Here is an 18208-nt window from a genome sequence, read left to right as displayed (position 1 = left end):
TTATTTTGTCTTCTGTACAGGCAAACTACTAAAAATTAATTCAGCAACTTTTACATATCCTTTTGAGTTTGGATGAATTAAATCCTTAGACCAAAGCGTATTGTCATTAACTAAATGATGATTCCAAAAATCAACATGATGAAGCTTATACTCTCTGCTCAGTGAATGTATAACTTCATTTGCCTCTAATAATTGTTCTTTTATTACTTGTTTTTTTTCAGAAGCAAAAGGAAGCCTAACTGTAAAATCTGGAAGGTTTGCTATAATAATATCAGCCCCTGCTTTACTTAATGTATCTATTATAAATTCCATATCGTTCTTATATGCATCGTGATTCCAACGTCCTTTTAAAACATCGTTTGCCCCTGCAATGAGACTAACCAAATCTGGATTAAAAGTTAGCGCTTTTTCCAATTGCTGCGAGCGAATTTCTTTAGTTACTAACCCACGCTTTGCAAAATTGGCATATTCTATATCGTTTTCACACAGTTGAACAAAATAATCTACCCAGCTTTTTAATGCAATTCCCTCAACTTCATCCCCTATCCCCTCTGTAAAACTATCGCCAATTGCTACAAATCGCTTCCACATATGTATTCCCCCTTTATTATTAACCATATCTATACTATACAATAGCTCACACCGTAATTGTTATTTCTAAGTGGTTTTCGATTTCAATTATATTCCACTTTACTATATTTATATTTAGAATCCAAAATTGACCGATTCCTAAGTATACTTAAGAATCGGTCATATTCATAAATTTACTAAAGAGATAAAATCTATCTAGAAATTATACTTTTTTCAAAAAATTTATTGTTCTTTGTTTTGCCCAGTTGATACATTTCTTTTCGATTAAATGATATGAAACTATAGAAAAAAGTAGTGTCATTGCAATGCACAAAGTAAGAAGGAAAAAGATAGGTATCTTTGTATACAATAGTTTAAATAGTACCATCATGATTGGAAAATGACACAAATAGATACTGTATGAAATTTCTCCTAAATATACAAATACACTCTTATTTAGAAATGCTTTTACTTTTAGGTTACTCATAGCCATTATAATAAATATACTAACCCCCATTACGACACCCCAATCTTTTAATAAGAAAGTTGTATCATTACGGGAAAAACCATAAATTAAAATGGAATATAAATATAGGATAACCCCTAATGCAATAAGAAATCCTTTTTTAAATTTTTTCATATTCCTATATGAGTAGATAAGTTTTTCCTGATACTTAAAAAGTAACATTCCAACCATAAACATAGATGTAAAATGCAGTGTATCAGCATAACCATTATAAAATCCTTCAGCTTTCCCAATATGCAACATATTAAGAACAACACTAATTAATGAAAAACTCAAAGCAAATAGTATCGTTTTCTTCCAATTCAGTTTATAAAAAAGAAGGAATAACAAAGGAAACACAATAGATATACGCATTTCTTGAGCCAATGACCAAATAACTGGATTATAATTTTCCGTAAAAAAGTTATTAAGAAGCACAAAGTGGTTTAGAATATCTAATTTTGTTATAGACCCTTGCCACCTATCATAGAACCAATCCCGTAATCCTACCACTTCATACGACGAAAATAAAATAAATAAAACAAAGGTAACGATTATCCAAAAATAATAAGGAATATAGATTCTTACAAATCTCTTAATTAAATATCCCCAATAATTTGTTTTTGAATGATAAAGTGCCATAGATAACACAAAACCACTTAGTACATAAAAAACGATAACAGCTTCCCCACCCGCCCATAAAAACCTAAGCGGGGAAAATTTAATAGAATTAGGCAACGATGGTAGCATTAAACAAAAATGTCCAAATACCACAGTAAGTGCCGCTAACCCTCGTATCGAATCTAATTCTTTTATTCTCTTACTCATAAAATGTTCTCCTTGTAAAATATAAATCTTGCTGTTCATAAAGGCCACTATAAGAATGTAGTGTAGAATTGTACATATTGTTTCTTTAAATTTCTAATATAAGCAGTACAAAGTTAATTTTACCTCCATTTCTTTATATACATAATTTAAAACAAAACATTTAATACAAAGAAAAGATTTTATTAAATTTTTATAAAGTGAAACATTTAGTTGTATCCTATAAAATTAGCTTTTTATTATATCAATCGCACTATCCCACATACCACTAAAAAAAGATCCTGTTTTACGCATAAAACGTGTAAACCACTTTGCTTGTTCCACATCAGATTTTGTTACAAGGTCTATTTGTAATGATTTACCTGATAAGAACCCAGGATCTGTATTATCTTTAGGCGAGATAATCATTTTACTAATTGTTACACCTTTTTTAATAGGCGCTTCTTGTTCTTTATTCAATACTTTAAATTCTTTTTTATAAATGTCTTTATTGCCCTTCGACATTGGAAGTGAAACAGCTTGCTTCGTTTGAACTACTACATCTTTGTCTTTTGCATTTGCCACTCGAACTGTTTCATATCCTTTTATTACTGAATCTTTTCCATAGAAATTCTTCACTTCAAAATTCGCAAATCCATAATCGTATAATTTCTTTGTTTCATCAAAACGTGCCGTATGAGATTTTGCTTTTATCACTACAGAAATTAGGCGCATATCATTTCTTTCTACTGTACCAGTGAAACAATCTCCCGCTTCTGGAGTCGTTCCTGTTTTCAAACCATCTACACCTTCATATTGCTTAATTAAACCTTTTAACATCCAATTAAAGTTCGCCATATCAATTGGATATTTACCACCCTCTTGGAATGTTTTTTTAGGAATTTTTGCTGTATTTAATATTTGGGGGAAATCTTGAATAAGACGTTGCGCTAAAATTGCACAATCCCTTGCAGACATTTTATTTTTCTCGTCTAGAGTTGTCCCTTCTGGGTGATATCCTTTTAAATCTTGATTTGTTAAGCCTGTAGAGTTTACAAATTTATAATCTTTCATTCCAAACTCTTTCGACTTATCGTTCATCATTTTTACAAAATTGACTTCTTTACCAGCAATCTGTTCAACTAAAGCAATTGTTGCACCATTTGCAGAGTAAATTGCCATTGCCTCATATAACTCTTTTACCGTATAAGAGCCACCATTTTCTAATGGAACGTTTGATAATGAACGATCTTGCGAAATCTTATGTGCATATTCAGAGATTTTAACTTTTTGATCCCATTTAAGTTTTCCTTTATCCACCGCTTCATGAACTAAGTATTCGCTCATCATTTTTGTCATACTAGCAATTGCCAATGATTCATCTGCATTTTTTTCATATAAAATTTTTCCGGAATTTGCTTCTATTAAAATTGCTGATCCCGCTTCAACGTCTATAGCAGAAACTGTTTCCGCTGCTGCTCTTCCAAATGTAACGAACATGCTAAAAAATAGTGTAAGCACTGTTACTATTGCAATAAATCTCTTGCAAAACATACCTTTCACTTCTGTTACCTCCAATACCTTTGTACTCAAAAAAACCGTTATTCTAACATAATCTCAAAAAAATAGACAGTGTTCTCAAATTATATATACATATTAGACGTTAGGATCGCTTTCATATAGACCATCTCATCCGACACTTTTAGGTGCCCTGATACTTTGTACTCCCACACATATCCCTATTTTTAATCCCCTTATATTTTTCAAAATGATTCGCACTTTCATATTTTTTAGGATTACAATTAATAGACAATCTAGATGCTACATTTGTTCCATATTTACAAAAAATAAAGTGAAACTTTAATCAGTGGGAGTCTTACTGCCCGTTAATGCTTTATTAGCTATCAAGGATTTTAATTATTCAATTCAGCTATTTGCTAGACCTATATTAGAGATGAATTTTATTTAGTCTAAACTATTAGTTTTTTGTAATAAAAAAACTACACCCTATACTGGATGTAGTTTTTCTAACTGATTTATTTATTTTTCACTTCATTTTTATAAAAAGCAAATAATGGTTCGATGGATGGACTAGATAACAGCGGAATTGCCTTCTCAATCAATTTCCTATCCCAATCAAACCAACGCATTTCCATTAACATATTTGTCTCTATATCAGTGAATCGTTTCTTTATTTCCTTAGCAGGATTTCCACCAACTATTGTATACGGCGGAACATCTTTACTTACGACAGATCCTGCAGCAACAATTGCCCCTTCACCAATAGTAACGCCAGGCATTATTATAGCATTCATTCCAATCCAAGCATCACTTTGAATGACTGTATCGCCCTTTGGTTCATATGATTGTTTGATTTGCTCAGCGAATGGATATACTGTAATCCATTCTGAGTGATGATTATGATTACCACCCATTAAAATGACTACCCCACTTGCAATGCAAACATAATTCCCAATAATGAGTTTATCAAGATGCCATCCCATCTGTTCAATTGGATTGAAAAGTGCTTGAGACTTAGCATCTCCCCACAAATACCTTACACAGCCATCTTCAAAATTTTGATGGCTATAATAGCCTGAATAATAGGAGTACTCTCCTACTTCAATGAGTGGATTTGTTACTATATCTTTTATATACTTTGTTTCTGACCAATGATTAAATAATGGATACTTCATAACTTTATTCCTCGCTTCTAAGTATTATATATTTTGCTATTTACTTAGAAGCTTACTACGACTGCTACATTTTTTAGCTTTCTCAAACGACGAATCATTATCTTCAAGCCTTTCTTTTATACTAAAAAAAGCATAACGCAATATATTACACTAGTCAAATTGTGTAATTTTGAACACATCTTAAACAGCGTAATACTGCAATAAGAACATGAAAACACTCTAACTTTGATCCAAATAATATATTGATTACATTTAGTTTATATTTTGTAAAAAAATTTTAATTGCCATGACAAAGCAAACAATAACCACTATTGGTCGTATTAATGACGTCCCTTTTGTAAGCACCATCTTCGCTCCAATATACGATCCTATAATTTGACCAAGCATCATAATCAACCCAATTGTCCAATCGATTTGGCCAAAAATAATAAAATATAACAAAGCAGCGAAATTACTTGTAAAATTCAAGATTTTAGCATTTGCAGTTGCTCTCGTAGCACTATATCCACATAAAAGAATGAACGCTAAAGCAATTAAACTACCTGTTCCTGGGCCGAAGAAACCATCATAAAATCCAAGGAATGGAGCCACTGTTAACGCAAACAACAACATACTTATTTTTCTCGGTCGATCTTCGTTTGCTATATTTGGAGATAATAGAAAATAAAGACCAATAATAATAAGTAAAAAAGGTAATATCATGATTAAATATTCTGCTCGTATCTGTAAAACAAGCCATCCACCCAAAACTGATCCCAAAAAGGTCATTAAGATGGACAAACGCATTTCTTTAAGATTAATTTCTTTCTTCTTAATAAAAAACACTGTTGCCATGAGAGTTCCGCTACTCCCTTGTAGTTTATTAGTCGCTATCGCTACAGAAGGAGACATACCTACTAATAACATTATCGGGATAGTTATCATACCACCGCCCCCAGCAATCGTATCTATCCATCCTGCTAATACAGCTACTAAAAATAGTAGTATAAGTAATTCAATAGTAAAATCCATACAAAGAATATGGGGAGGCTTGAGCTATTATAACCCAAACCTCCCCATCGTCCCTCCTCTCTTTAAACTAGTTAATTAAATCTGTAAAGTAACTTTCTTTTTGATCACGTAATCGACTGGAAACGTATTGTCTGCAAACAATTCTTCTTCCATATTTATTGTTTCCAATCGGGATTTTATATTCTTCCTCAGATAACCTTTCCCTACCATGAGTTACATTTGTTTGTTTACCATAGTATGAATTTGGTATAAGTAATAAATCTTCAGATGTAAGTGGAACCTTATAAGTAGGCGTTGTTCGTAAGAGTTCTAAAAACATGTCAAATTTCAATTTTTCTTCTTCACTTTCTCCCACATAAATTAATCTATTTTCCGCTCCATTCAAACAAGTTGCAATAATATCACCATTATCATCTAAAAATATAATTTGGTTTATTTCTCCTACAAATCCCGATATTTCACCATCAGCCATTCCTGAGATATGAGCAATAGGCATTTTACTTACCGCCAATATGTCATCTTTACTGAAGTGATTTTCTTCAAGATGCTTTTGCAGTAATTTTGGCGTTCCAATATGAGTTTGAGTTTTTAAATTTAACACTCCTTTTAATAAAAGAGCATCAACTCTAGTAAATTTTCCACAAGTAATTTCAGACACTATTCGTTCCACGGATTTATTAAGTCTATTTGATACAATTTCTAAATTCGTATTGAATGTTTTCAATCTTGCTTCAATATCTGATTGGTCTTTCATATCTGTATACACTGTGGCATCGTTATGTTGATAAAAGTTCCCGCCACCGGTGCTTGCACCGACATTTCGCAAAACTTCATCGTTGTTTAAAGGTGAAATAAGATGAAATCTATTTTTCCCTGCATGTTCGGATGGGTGAATTAAAGCATCATAATTAAAAAGTGTGGCAAAAAGCCATGTGACCCATTCTGCATAAAAATATTTTTTCATTCTATCGTGTTCGTCTTCGCCATAATTAAAACCTCTGCGATTTTCCCCAGGTAATAGTGTTTCCATAGGATCACATGGAGTATTTTTAATAAGAGTAGGTGGTACGTTTCCGCCACAATTCGCTATTTTTATTATATGTAGTAGGTTTTTCATATCTGAATTCGGATTTTTCTTTGAATAGTCAATCAAACAATTAAGCCACTCTTTTGAAAAATATGCTGCTATTTCTTGATCACAAGTATAAGGATTATGAGTTTTCAATTCATTTTCTATCAGATTCTTCATTTTATCCTTCAATACATTAGGAATGCTAATTTCTTCAATTTCTGTAATCTGCAGTATTCCTTTATTCATTATAAAACCTCCGTTGTTTTATTTTTTATACCCTATCTTCTATTAAACAAACTATCCATTTCTTTTTTGCTCCTTCGCTTTTCGTCAGAGCTATTAGAACTACCGATTTACAAATAAAAAACGTGGATTATAAGAGATTTCTTCTTAGGTACATTTCCCCGACGAACCTCTATTGAATTGGTAAATTTAATTTAAAAATCTCTTTCATTTTCTAAAGTTTTCCTAATTTTAAAATCAGAATTTTCAATACAAATATGTTAACATTAAAAATATAACACGAAACCAAAAAATGTAAATGAATAGTTTTTTTATAAAAAATAGTCAGACTATTTATGAAGTAATTCGTATTCCATTGAACGAACTACGGCCCCTCAATTTTATTGATAACAATAAAAAAACCCCTAAATTGATAGAGGAATTTTTTTCAAGTATATTCTATTTTAAAGTTCTTACTTACCTTTTACCCCGCTATTTGCCGGGCAGTAAGACCCCTACCTTAAAATACAGCGGAAGCAAAGAAGTTAGGTGGGGGTTCGGGCTGCCCATAAAAGCAAGATTGGTGAGGGCTGATAATCAGTGGGGATGAACAAAACTCCCCCTGATTAAAGTTTCACTTTATTTTAAAAGATATTGCTGTAACTTCTTTATTAACAGTTCCATCCCGTTTGGACTTACAATAATCTTTCCATTCGCTAACGAAATATTGCTGTCTGAAATATCCCCTGTAAGTGCACAAGCTCTTGGAGATTGATATTTTCGTAAAATAATCTGGTCCTCTTCTATAAAAATTTCAAGAGAATCTTTTTCTACAATTCCTAAACTCCGTCTTATTTCCATTGGAATAACAATACGCCCCATGCTATCTGCTTTACGAGTAATTCCTCTTGATTTCATAAAATGCCACCCTTTATATTTATCTAATATTACGGTATTTATTTTAGCAATAAACAACAATTAGGAATAGTTCGTATTACAGTACTTTTTTTAGAAAAAAATAACAATTAGGAATAGTTTATGTTAGAATTCTTTCTTGTTTATTCTTGATTTTTAATATATTTTTCCTTGATCATTTTTATATATTGTTTTCTTTCAGTTAGTTCAAATATAAATAATGCTTTTTTTATGTCTGTTAAACCAACTTCATTAGAGTGCTGAACTTTCAATAAAATTGCACCTTTTTCAAAAAATAATTCACCTAATAAGTATAAAGTATTCATATTTATCGCTAATTTTATACCTATTTCACTATACTTTATTGCTTCTTCATATTGATTTGCAAGGTGTAAACATTTTGTTAACGTATGAATGAGTCTTAATTTGATTTCTTTTTCTCTAGGAAATTCTATCTTATTAAAATTAATTAAACTTTGTTTTAATATATTTATACTTTTCTCATACTCTTCATTTTCTGCATGTATTATAGCAATTGAATTCATTATGCTTATTTCTTTTTCTGATAAAAAGTTACTACTACTTAAGGTTTGTTTTAGTGCTCTATTTAAAATGTCAAAGGCATTACTTGTTGCTCCATTTACATAATATATAGCAATCGCTTCATGCCATAATAGAAATTGTTTATCTTCTTTTGATTGAAAATTATTCTCATCTTTCTCTTTTTTTACTATTTCGTAAAGCTCATTATATTGTTTTTGTTTCACACAATCTCTCATTACACATTTTACATTTTCAATATATTTTATTTTTTTATTTTTGGTTAGTGCGAATATATAATTTGGATCAATACCAAGTCTTTCAGATAATTGATACAACAATATGCTAGATGGATAAATAATACCTTTTTCTATCTTACTAATTTGACTTTGTGAACATATTCCATGACATAATTCAGATTGTGACATGTTTTTTTTCTTTCTAAGTTCTTTAATAATAATACCAAGATTGTAGAATTCCATCTTTCCTCCCTCAAATGTAACACTTTATGAGTATAAGAATATTTCCCAACTTTTAATGTAATGTAAAATTAATATAGTTACAATTACTAATTATATGGATTTATAGTTTCTTTTACAAACTTGTATTACAATACGAGAAATTATTAAAATATGGTTCACTAATAATTAATGGGAGTTTTATCCCCCCACTGATTATTAGTCCACTCCAGGCAGGCTTTTACAGGGAGTTCGACTTCTTTGCCACATCTAAATTTTGAGGTGGGAGTCTTACTATCCGCAAATAGCCTGATTAAAATAAATATGATTTTTCACCTTTATTTCTTTTAATAGTTTCTTTTGATTTTTATATAAATAATTTCGAAGGAGCGTATTTTATGAAAAGAATGTTGACCGAAAGAGAGTTAGAAGTAGCTATTTATGTAGCAAAAGGATATACAGATGCAGAAATTTCCAAAAAAATATATGTTACCCCTCGAAGAATTTCAACGATAATTAATCATATTAAAGAAAAATGGCATATTAATTCTAGAGTGGAATTAGGTATTTTAGTTTATCATTATGGTTTTATAGATGCACCCTTATTTTCAAATAAAAAAATTCAGCTATGTAAAAAGGTTGTACAATAGATAGCGGAATATAACGAGTTTAAATTGCAAATAAAAATAGAAGAGCAGACAAATTTTTATTATTTGGTTTACTCCATCACTTTTTAAATTTCATACATTAATATAAAAAGGTTAGAGAATTAACTTCTCTAACCTTTTTATATACACTATTAGGTTTCAAACAGTAAAGATGCCCTAATGCTACCATTGATCCTGTTCCCTATTCAACCCTGTATAAACACAAAAAAGAATCAGACATTACCACTATTCAAAACCAGTTACAATTCTCTCTTTCATTTTCTGTAATACTTCACTGCTCAATACTTTTTGACCAGTAGGAAGTTTTAATATGGCAGCGGCACCTTTACTAAGGTATATTTCTTGATCATTATTTTGATTTACTACCAATATTCCTTGCCCTTCAAATTCGAAATAACTAATATCTTTTGTTTCATTTGTATTATTCTTTATTGCTGTATATAATCCATATAAATCTTTACTTCTATTTTCTCCGCCCGTTCGAATCGGTTCAATATCATTCGCAACAATTAGTCCTTCTGGCTGCTCACCCTTCATAATAAACCACAGCTTTTCATTTGTTGGTAATAGTAAATTCTTAAATTCAGAGCTATTTAAAATTTGCTGTGCTGGAATTGTTGCATAGATTGGTAACGAAAATGGAGATGTTGTTATTTTTTCAAAACTTAAATTTTCAGAAGAACTTCCCTTACTATATTGATAATCTTTTAATGCGATCGATTGTACTGATTCACTTTTATTTTTTGATGCATAACTAATTTTACTAGCGAAAATAATAACGGTCATTAAGCACATGCACGGTATCACAAGCTTAAGTAGTTTTCCCATTTATGAACCCCCGCTTTTAATATTATTAGTTTGCATGGATATTATAAACAGTTTCACTCCACCAAAAATTATTATTGTTATGGAACGTACTGAAATTATGATTATAATGATCACCATACCAAGGGTCCATGTACGTTATATAATCTGTTCCATTTGTCCCTTTATAAAATCCATCAAGTACTAGAAAGTGTCCGATGTTAGCTCCATTTTGCCACATAATGAGTGCAATCATCGGCTGATTACTATTAATTTGTCTTTTGAACCAATCATATGATTTTGCTCCAGAACTTATAGCTGAGCTAACACCATATCCTGATAATCCATATTGTATTTCACGTGAAGTTGCAGGATTATTATATGATCCACCCTTAACATACCTAACGTACTGATCTTGTGAAGGAGTTTTCCCAAAATAATTTAAAACTGAAACCGAAGTGCCTGCCCAACACCAATTTGATCTTTCTTGTAATATGTTAGGTACAGATAATTTACGATCTATTGATGTATTTGGAGGATTTCCATTAATATACGCTGACGTTACATATACTTTTTTTCCATCTTTAAAATAATAAAACCAACGATTATCTAAATTTCCTGTCCAGTAATCTTTAACCGCTTCACCATACTCCCATCCTTTAAAAGATACTGTTGTATTTCCGGGAATCACATCTACAATATTTGCATTCAAACTTTTTGCCCCTCTAACATTTACATTCAATGGAGCTGTTGTTCCTGTAAATTCAACTTCCTCTGCTATTATTTTCTGAACACCAATAAAACTAAATGTGAAGAACAATAAAAACATACAAACAATAAAATGCTTTCTTCCCTTCATTTCTCCACCCCTTCATCAGTACTAAAAAACATCAACAATTCATCCTTATTAATTGTTCAAGCTTAATATTACATACTAACGAAAAATGACTTCTCATAAAGTGAAACTTTGATCAGTAGTGGTTTTATTCATCCCCCACTGATTGTTAGTTAAACCAATCGGGCTGCTCTGCAAATAGCGGGATAAATTCCAATACAAAAAAGGAGCCTATAAATTTTTATAGGCTCCTTTTTATTTCGTCGTTATTACTTAGCTAATTCTTTTGTACCCTTCATTACATCAATGAAGAATCCCCAGTTATTCACTACAGAAGAGATACTGATATGTTCATCTGGAGTGTGGACGTTAAAAATATCTGGTCCGAATGAAATTGCATCTAATTCAGGCATTTTTTGAACGAATGCGCTACACTCAATCCCCGCATGCACAGCGAAGATTTCAATTTCTTTATTGTATTTTTCTTGATGCACTTTTTCAAATAAATTACGAATTTGTGAGTTTGGATTGTATGGCCATTCTGGATACTCTGACTCTATTTCAAATGTAGCACCAACTAATTCAGCAATATATTTTATTTCTTCTGCAACATGTTGTTTTAAACTACTTACAGAACTTCGCACTTCGTTACGTAATTTAATTTCATCTTGCAACGTTTCAATAACGCCTAAATTTGTTGAGCTTTCTACAAGACCTTTAATATCCATGCTCATACTTTGAATGCCATTTGGAATTAAGAATAATGATGAAATAAGCTGCTTTTGTGTCTCTTTAGCAAATACTTTTTCAACTGTTTCATCCAATTTTGTCAGTGTAACATGAACATCTGGATCAACAGCACGCATTTCTTCTTGTAATACACGTGTCCATGATTCTAGTTTTTCTTCTACTTGTCCTACATCTTCTGTACGAATTAAAATTGTAGCTACACTTTCACGCGGAATTGCATTCGTTTTTAATCCGCCGTGAACTTCACTTATGTTAAACTCCGTATGTGCTGATAAATCACGTAATACTCGTCCTAATACTTTGTTCGCATTACCGCGTTGTTTATCAATTTCCATACCAGAATGTCCGCCTTTTAGACCACCAACATATAGACGGTATGCATCCATATTCGCTGGCGTTTCATCCCAAATTACGGGAATTGTTTCAACAGCTTTCGCACCACCTGCACTACTTACAAGTAATTTATGATCTTCTTCAGAATCAATATTTATAAATATCTTTCCTTCAAAATGATTTGGATCAATAGCAAAAGCCCCGCCCATTGTCGTTTCTTCTTCAGTAGTGATAACGACTTCAAGTGCTGGATGCGTAATTTCTTTTGAATCTAATAAAGCTAATGCATACGCAACTGCAATACCATTATCAGCACCTAAAGTTGTTTGATTTGCATATAACATATCCCCAATGATTCTTAATTCAATTGGATCTTTTTCAAAATCATGTACTGTTGCTTGATTTTTTTCGCAAACCATATCCATATGACCTTGAATAATAATAGCTGGTACATTTTCATAACCAGCTGTTGCTTCTTTTTTAATAATGACATTTAATGCTTCATCTTGAATGACTTCTAAGTTACGCTCTTTTGCAAAGCCCACTAAATAATCACTAATTTCCTTTTCATTACCTGATCCTCTAGGAATCTTTGAAATTTCTGCAAAATGATAAAATACAGGGTGCTTTGTTAATTGTTCTAAGGTAGAATACATTTTTCAAGCTCCTCTCCAAATGACAAAATAATATGTAAGTCTCATATCATTATACCATGATTCATTATTTTACCTTTCTTTTAACTTTTATTGTTCATTTTATGTAAAACACTCTTACAACATTGTAAGGGCATTGTAATCTATATCGATTTTTCTCATTTAATAATAGCCGTATACTTTTTAAAGAAACACATTAAAGGAGATAAAGAAAATGAAAAAGTTTTTAGCAATTATTACACTATGTTTATTATTTTCTAGTTTTACTATTGGCTGTGAGAGAGCGTCACTAAATAGAATTGGTAAAGATGTATATTACATGCAGATAAAAGGCGAAGGAACTATCGAAAAGGTAGATGGTAGAAACTTACGAAACTATACGCTGCCCGCATATGATGAAGATGGCGTCAAAAAACAAATTACATTTAGAAGTACAAAAAAAGAAAACAATCATAAATTAAATGCAGACGCGTTTTTACGCCTTTATGTAGATCAAGATGATAATAATAAAAATGAAATATCATCAATTGAAGTAAAGTCCTATGAAGAGATTCAGAAAGCAGATTTGCCTGAAAAAATAAGAGAAAAGTTTACTATTAAATAAAAAAAAAAAAGAAAATGCTCTATGCATTTTCTTTTGTTCTTTTCACCTGTATATATTTTGAACTACTATTATTCATCAGTTTCTCTAACCGATTTATATTCTCCGTTAATGCACCTTTCACAAGAGAGAAATCTGTATTTGATTCTTCTTTTTTTTCTTTAAAAAACGAAGACTTTTGCACATTGACTTCAGCCATCTCTTCTCCCCCTTTTCAAAAAGATACAACCTTTTATTTATATTATATAGCAAATGTAGAAAGAGTGTACACTTATGATTTTCTTTTTAATTCTTCTTCTAATTCTTCTACTTGCTGCAACGTATCCCCTTTTATTAAAGAGAAATCTGTTGTATCTTCGTTACCTTCTTTAAAAAAATCATTGTCATAATCTTTTACCACTACAATCACCTCTACATGCTAGTGTAGGAATGATTGTCCAATTTTATTCAACTTTGTCGGATTTTGTTTTTAATTTATGTATAGAAGAAAAGGACAGAAAAAGATTCTGTCCTTATTTACTAAAATAACTATGATGTATTGTTAAATTATATACATTTTCAAAATCCCGATCTTGCAGGTTATTTTTCTTTCCATCAATAACAATGAAAACGTCACTTACTATTTTTGCTGGTATAATCCCGACATTTTCTACTTGCACCGCTTTCTGCTCATTCAATTGCTCGATATGTTCTAACGGAACGATAATACTAAATTGCGAGCGAATACCACGAAAGTTTGTATTTAATTCCTTCGCGGCTTCAAAAACAACAATTTTCGCGCCAATCTTTTCCCCATATGAATCTAAAAATGCATTTAAGCTCTTTGTATATTCCTCTTCCGTATGCCATTCCATCGTACCGAATACTGCTGGATTAACATTTTGAATAATTGTCGTGTATATTTCCCCTCTCGCTTTAGATGCAATTAATGATCGTTTTATTGATTGAACTGTCTTGCCAATATCGCTAAATTTCGCACCCCATATTTCTGAAATATTAGGCGTTAAAATGAACGCAATATCAACAAAAATAACCATTGCAGTAAACATTAAAAGATTTTTCCAGAGGGTTAAATCAATTCCTTTTATCATGAAATACACGGTGACAGATATGATAAACAAACCATACCAAGTCTTTCTAATACGTTGCTTTTTCTCCTCGTACAACTCCTCATTTTTCCAATAAAAGAAAACAAGGACTACAAAGACAATCGCTAAAACAAATAAGCCAATTCGAATGTTAGAGATCATTAATCACATCACCCTCCATTCAAAAACTACTCACGATATCATTACATGCGCAAGCTGCTCTCTTTATGACAAAAGACGTGGACAAGCTTCTAAAATTAGCTACATCGCATATATATTAGAAAGTACCACGTCTTTTATCCTGTTATTTGTGGGAAATAAGACCCCCACTGATTAAAATTTCACTTTACCATGAGTCTATATTGTATATGTAGACAAGCATTCATTTCAAATTTTCGTATTAAAAAGAAATATGTTTCGGAATTTCCCCTTCAGGTACTTCTCCATCCATACTTAAATAATAATGACGAATCGGACGTAAGTTTTCGTCTAATTCATAAACAAGCGGAATGCTAGTGGGAATATTTAATGAAACTACACCATCACTTGAAAGGTTGTCTAAATATTTTACTAGCGAGCGAATTGTGTTACCGTGTGATGAAATAATTACTTTATTACCACTTTTTAATGTCGGCGCAATTTCTGAATGCCAATAAGCAAGTACTCTCTTCTCCGTATCCTCTAAACATTCAGTTAATGGAAATTCACCTTTTTTGAGTGTTTTATATCTTGGATCGGTCGCTTCATATCGAGGATCGTCTTCAGTGAGAGCCGGTGGTCTTACATCAACACTTCTTCTCCAAATATGAACTTGCTCCTCACCATATTTTTGTGCAGTTTCATCTTTATTCAGCCCTTGCAATGCACCATAATGTCTTTCATTTAGCTTCCAAGATTTATGTATTGGAACCCAAGTAAGATCCATCTCATGAAGTACAATCCATAACGTCCGAATTGCGCGTTTTAATACTGATGTATAAGCCACATCAAAAGTATATCCGTTTTTCTTTAATATTGCTCCTGCTTCTCTCGCTTCACTTAATCCATTCTCTGATAGATCAACATCTGTCCATCCAGTAAAGCGATTTTCAAGATTCCATAAACTTTGTCCGTGACGAATAAGTACAAGTTTTATCATTATAATTCCCCTTTCGGAAATGTGAATTTTATTGTTCCATTGCGTACACGTATAAAGTATCTAGTAATGTATCTTTTTATCCATTCACTCTATGACCAAATCATAGTTGCCAAATGTATGGATAAAATTTGTTCTTTTTCAAACGATAAAAACAGAAGTTTTTTCATTATTTTTGATCGACTGGTAGTTCACGTTTCGTTATCCAAGCATCAAAACCTGATCGGCTATTTGCCATTTCATTCATAACTTGGTGCCAATTGTCCTCACATGATTCACCAAATTTTGAAAAAATAGCACCCATTTGTTGTCTTTGTACATCACTCAGTTTTTTCTCTAAATCTGTACCTTTTTCTGTTAAAGACAACTGTTTCACACGTCGATCATGCATAGCTTCATTACTCTCAATTAAGCCCTTTTCCACAAGTTGACGTAGCGGTCCGTGGAGAGCTTGTTTACTTATTTCTAATAGTGATAATAACTCATTTACACTTATCCCTGGAAAACGTGCGATAAAAAATAAAATTCGATGATGTACTCGTTGAATGCCATATTCTTTTATAATTTCATCTGGCTTTTCAGTAAATGTTTTATATGCAAAATAAAATAATGCTAATGCCTCATTCATCTGTTCTTCTTTATGTTGTGTCATCTACTTTCCCCCTGTATGTAAATTATACCACAATCTAGTAATGAATATTTTAATCAACGCATTAGAACTTATTTAGTCTATTGAAACATTCATTGCATAATTAGGAGATGATTCATTTGAAAAAACAATATACTGTAAGTACATATTTATTGGATAGACTACATGAATTAGGAATTGAACATATATTTGGGGTTCCTGGTGATTATAATCTTGCCTTTTTAGATGATGTGGTAGCACATGAAAATTTAAAGTGGATTGGCAATTGTAACGAATTAAATGCTGCATATGCAGCAGATGGGTACGCTCGCATAAAAGGAATCGCTGCTCTTATTACTACTTTCGGAGTTGGAGAATTAAGCGCTATTAACGGTATTGCTGGCTCATATGCGGAAAACGTGCCAGTTATAAAAATCACGGGTACGCCACCAACAAAAGTAATGGAAAATGGAGCAATCGTCCATCATACGTTAGGAGATGGAAAGTTCGATCACTTTTCCAATATGTATCGAGAAATCACTGTGGCACAAACAAATGTAAAACCTGAGCATGCTGCTGAGGAAATTGACCGTGTTTTACGTGCATGTTGGAATGAAAAACGCCCGGTTCATATTAATTTGCCGATTGATGTATATAATAAACCAATTAATAAACCTACAGAACCAATTTTATATAAACCGATTTTAAGTAATAAAGAAGCGTTGGATAAAATGCTACTACATGCTACTTCAATAATAAATAACGCCAAAAAACCTGTAATTTTAGCTGATTTTGAAGTAGATCGATTTCACGCTAAAGAAAATTTACATCAATTTGTAGAAAAAACTGGGTTTCCCATCGCGACGTTAAGTATGGGAAAAGGAATATTCCCAGAAAAACACCCTCAATTTATAGGGATTTATACTGGTGATGTAAGTTCTCCGTACTTGCGAAAAAGAATTGATGAATCTGATTGTATTATTAGTATTGGTGTGAAGTTAACTGATACTATTACAGGCGGCTTCACACAAGGTTTTACAAAAGAACAAGTTATAGAAATCCATCCCTACACTGTGAAAATTATAGATAAAAAATACGGTCCAGTTGTAATGCAGGATGTTTTACAACATTTAAGTGATTCAATTGCGCATCGTAATAAAGATACTCTTGAAATTAAGCCATTTATTTCAGCACCATCACCTTTTACTGAAGAGTTCAATCCAAAAGCACAAATGGTCACACAAAAACGTTTTTGGCAGCAAATGTACCATTTCTTACAAGAAAACGACATCTTAATTGTAGAACAAGGAACACCTTTCTTTGGTAGTGCTGCTATCCCTCTACCTAATAACACTGCATATGTAGGACAACCGTTATGGGGATCTATCGGATATACACTGCCCGCTCTACTTGGTACACAGCTCGCCAATTTATCACGGCGCAACATTTTAATTATTGGTGATGGTTCTTTCCAAGTAACTGCCCAAGAGTTATCAACTATACTACGTCAAAATTTAAAACCGATTATATTTTTAATCAATAACAACGGATACACCGTTGAACGTGCCATTCACGGCCAAAACCAACCTTATAATGATATACAAATGTGGGATTACAATAAACTATCAATGGTATTTGGGTCAGAAGAAAAAAGTCTAACATTTAAAGTAGAAAATGAAGCAGAATTAGCAGAAGTCTTAACAAATATAACTTTTAATAAGAATCAACTTATCTTTATTGAAGTTATAATGAGCCAAAGCGATCAACCTGAATTGTTAGCTAAACTCGGGAAAAGATTTGGTCAGCAAAATTCTTAATATAAAAGCATAACCTAATTATACAATTGGTAGTGTAAAACTTGTTTTGAGAATAGTTTCGACACTCAAAATACATAAGGAAAAGGATGGAAAGCACCATCCT

At 31.9% G+C, this 18208-nt stretch carries 19 protein-coding genes; 3 read left to right on the top strand and 16 right to left on the bottom strand.

Translation table 11 applies throughout. The features are described 5' to 3' along the window. The 8 genes from V7S45_RS11990 to V7S45_RS11955 all read right to left on the bottom strand — a co-directional run bounded on the left by V7S45_RS11990 (position 1) and on the right by V7S45_RS11955 (position 8817). Positions 1-591 (bottom strand): SGNH/GDSL hydrolase family protein, encoded by a 591-nt coding sequence (locus tag V7S45_RS11990; protein ID WP_142292967.1) that lies wholly within the window; start codon positions 589-591, stop codon positions 1-3. 202 nt (positions 592-793) lie between these two features. Beyond that, positions 794-1942 carry an acyltransferase gene (locus V7S45_RS11985; protein ID WP_025687556.1) on the bottom strand — a complete coding sequence of 383 codons (1149 nt, stop codon included), beginning with the start codon at positions 1940-1942 and terminating at the stop codon, positions 794-796. Between the two features lie 186 nt (positions 1943-2128). Then, positions 2129-3442: a D-alanyl-D-alanine carboxypeptidase family protein gene (locus tag V7S45_RS11980; RefSeq protein ID WP_342761834.1), complete on the bottom strand. Its 1314-nt coding sequence runs from the start codon at positions 3440-3442 to the stop codon at positions 2129-2131. Between the two features lie 473 nt (positions 3443-3915). Beyond that, entirely contained in the window at positions 3916-4575 is a 660-nt protein-coding gene (locus V7S45_RS11975; RefSeq protein ID WP_025687555.1) for a CatB-related O-acetyltransferase, read from the bottom strand. Positions 4576-4827: 252 nt separating this feature from the next. Continuing rightward, complete coding sequence (locus tag V7S45_RS11970; RefSeq protein ID WP_000347994.1) at positions 4828-5586, bottom strand: TSUP family transporter; 759 nt, start codon at positions 5584-5586, stop codon at positions 4828-4830. Positions 5587-5653: 67 nt separating this feature from the next. After that, positions 5654-6904, bottom strand: coding sequence for a hypothetical protein (locus tag V7S45_RS11965; RefSeq protein ID WP_025687554.1), 1251 nt, complete (start codon positions 6902-6904; stop codon positions 5654-5656). A gap of 615 nt (positions 6905-7519) precedes the next feature. After that, positions 7520-7798, bottom strand: coding sequence for an AbrB/MazE/SpoVT family DNA-binding domain-containing protein (locus tag V7S45_RS11960; RefSeq protein WP_025687553.1), 279 nt, complete (start codon positions 7796-7798; stop codon positions 7520-7522). 140 nt (positions 7799-7938) lie between these two features. Further along, positions 7939-8817 carry a helix-turn-helix domain-containing protein gene (locus tag V7S45_RS11955; protein ID WP_000397979.1) on the bottom strand — a complete coding sequence of 293 codons (879 nt, stop codon included), beginning with the start codon at positions 8815-8817 and terminating at the stop codon, positions 7939-7941. A 374-nt stretch (positions 8818-9191) separates the two neighbouring features. Here V7S45_RS11955 and V7S45_RS11950 point away from each other — a divergent pair, with 374 nt between their 5' ends. Then, positions 9192-9443, top strand: a complete 252-nt coding sequence (locus tag V7S45_RS11950) for a LuxR C-terminal-related transcriptional regulator (RefSeq protein WP_000827560.1) — start codon at positions 9192-9194, stop codon at positions 9441-9443. A 243-nt stretch (positions 9444-9686) separates the two neighbouring features. Here V7S45_RS11950 and V7S45_RS11945 read toward each other — a convergent pair whose 3' ends face one another. From V7S45_RS11945 to pepD, 3 genes are all read right to left on the bottom strand, one after another. After that, positions 9687-10289 carry a hypothetical protein gene (locus V7S45_RS11945; protein ID WP_000517271.1) on the bottom strand — a complete coding sequence of 201 codons (603 nt, stop codon included), beginning with the start codon at positions 10287-10289 and terminating at the stop codon, positions 9687-9689. 25 nt (positions 10290-10314) lie between these two features. Next, on the bottom strand, positions 10315-11124 hold the full coding sequence (locus V7S45_RS11940) for a papain-like cysteine protease family protein (protein ID WP_342761833.1): 810 nt from the start codon (positions 11122-11124) through the stop codon (positions 10315-10317). A 245-nt stretch (positions 11125-11369) separates the two neighbouring features. Then, positions 11370-12839 (bottom strand): beta-Ala-His dipeptidase, encoded by a 1470-nt coding sequence (pepD, locus tag V7S45_RS11935; protein ID WP_000287548.1) that lies wholly within the window; start codon positions 12837-12839, stop codon positions 11370-11372. 211 nt (positions 12840-13050) lie between these two features. Between pepD and V7S45_RS11930 the strand changes: the two genes are divergently transcribed. Further along, positions 13051-13440, top strand: coding sequence for a YxeA family protein (locus V7S45_RS11930; RefSeq protein ID WP_000713869.1), 390 nt, complete (start codon positions 13051-13053; stop codon positions 13438-13440). A 19-nt stretch (positions 13441-13459) separates the two neighbouring features. Here V7S45_RS11930 and spoIISB read toward each other — a convergent pair whose 3' ends face one another. The 5 genes from spoIISB to V7S45_RS11905 all read right to left on the bottom strand — a co-directional run bounded on the left by spoIISB (position 13460) and on the right by V7S45_RS11905 (position 16312). After that, on the bottom strand, positions 13460-13636 hold the full coding sequence (gene spoIISB / locus V7S45_RS11925; RefSeq protein WP_000852629.1) for a stage II sporulation protein SB: 177 nt from the start codon (positions 13634-13636) through the stop codon (positions 13460-13462). A 72-nt stretch (positions 13637-13708) separates the two neighbouring features. Continuing rightward, positions 13709-13837, bottom strand: coding sequence for a hypothetical protein (locus tag V7S45_RS11920; protein ID WP_000237819.1), 129 nt, complete (start codon positions 13835-13837; stop codon positions 13709-13711). 112 nt (positions 13838-13949) lie between these two features. Continuing rightward, positions 13950-14687, bottom strand: coding sequence for a type II toxin-antitoxin system SpoIISA family toxin (locus tag V7S45_RS11915; RefSeq protein WP_000624977.1), 738 nt, complete (start codon positions 14685-14687; stop codon positions 13950-13952). A 238-nt stretch (positions 14688-14925) separates the two neighbouring features. Next, complete coding sequence (gene gpmA, locus V7S45_RS11910; protein ID WP_000594152.1) at positions 14926-15663, bottom strand: 2,3-diphosphoglycerate-dependent phosphoglycerate mutase; 738 nt, start codon at positions 15661-15663, stop codon at positions 14926-14928. A gap of 166 nt (positions 15664-15829) precedes the next feature. After that, positions 15830-16312: a MarR family winged helix-turn-helix transcriptional regulator gene (locus V7S45_RS11905; protein ID WP_000191889.1), complete on the bottom strand. Its 483-nt coding sequence runs from the start codon at positions 16310-16312 to the stop codon at positions 15830-15832. Positions 16313-16428: 116 nt separating this feature from the next. Here V7S45_RS11905 and V7S45_RS11900 point away from each other — a divergent pair, with 116 nt between their 5' ends. Beyond that, on the top strand, positions 16429-18105 hold the full coding sequence (locus V7S45_RS11900; RefSeq protein WP_141435937.1) for an alpha-keto acid decarboxylase family protein: 1677 nt from the start codon (positions 16429-16431) through the stop codon (positions 18103-18105). Positions 18106-18208 lie beyond the last annotated feature (103 nt).

This window comes from Bacillus sp. BR3(2024) (genome assembly GCF_039134555.1).
In the GTDB taxonomy this organism is placed as follows: Bacteria; Bacillota; Bacilli; order Bacillales; family Bacillaceae_G; genus Bacillus_A; species Bacillus_A cereus.
Note: the sequence above shows the minus strand (reverse complement) of the source record. Positions and strands in the feature narration are given on the sequence as shown.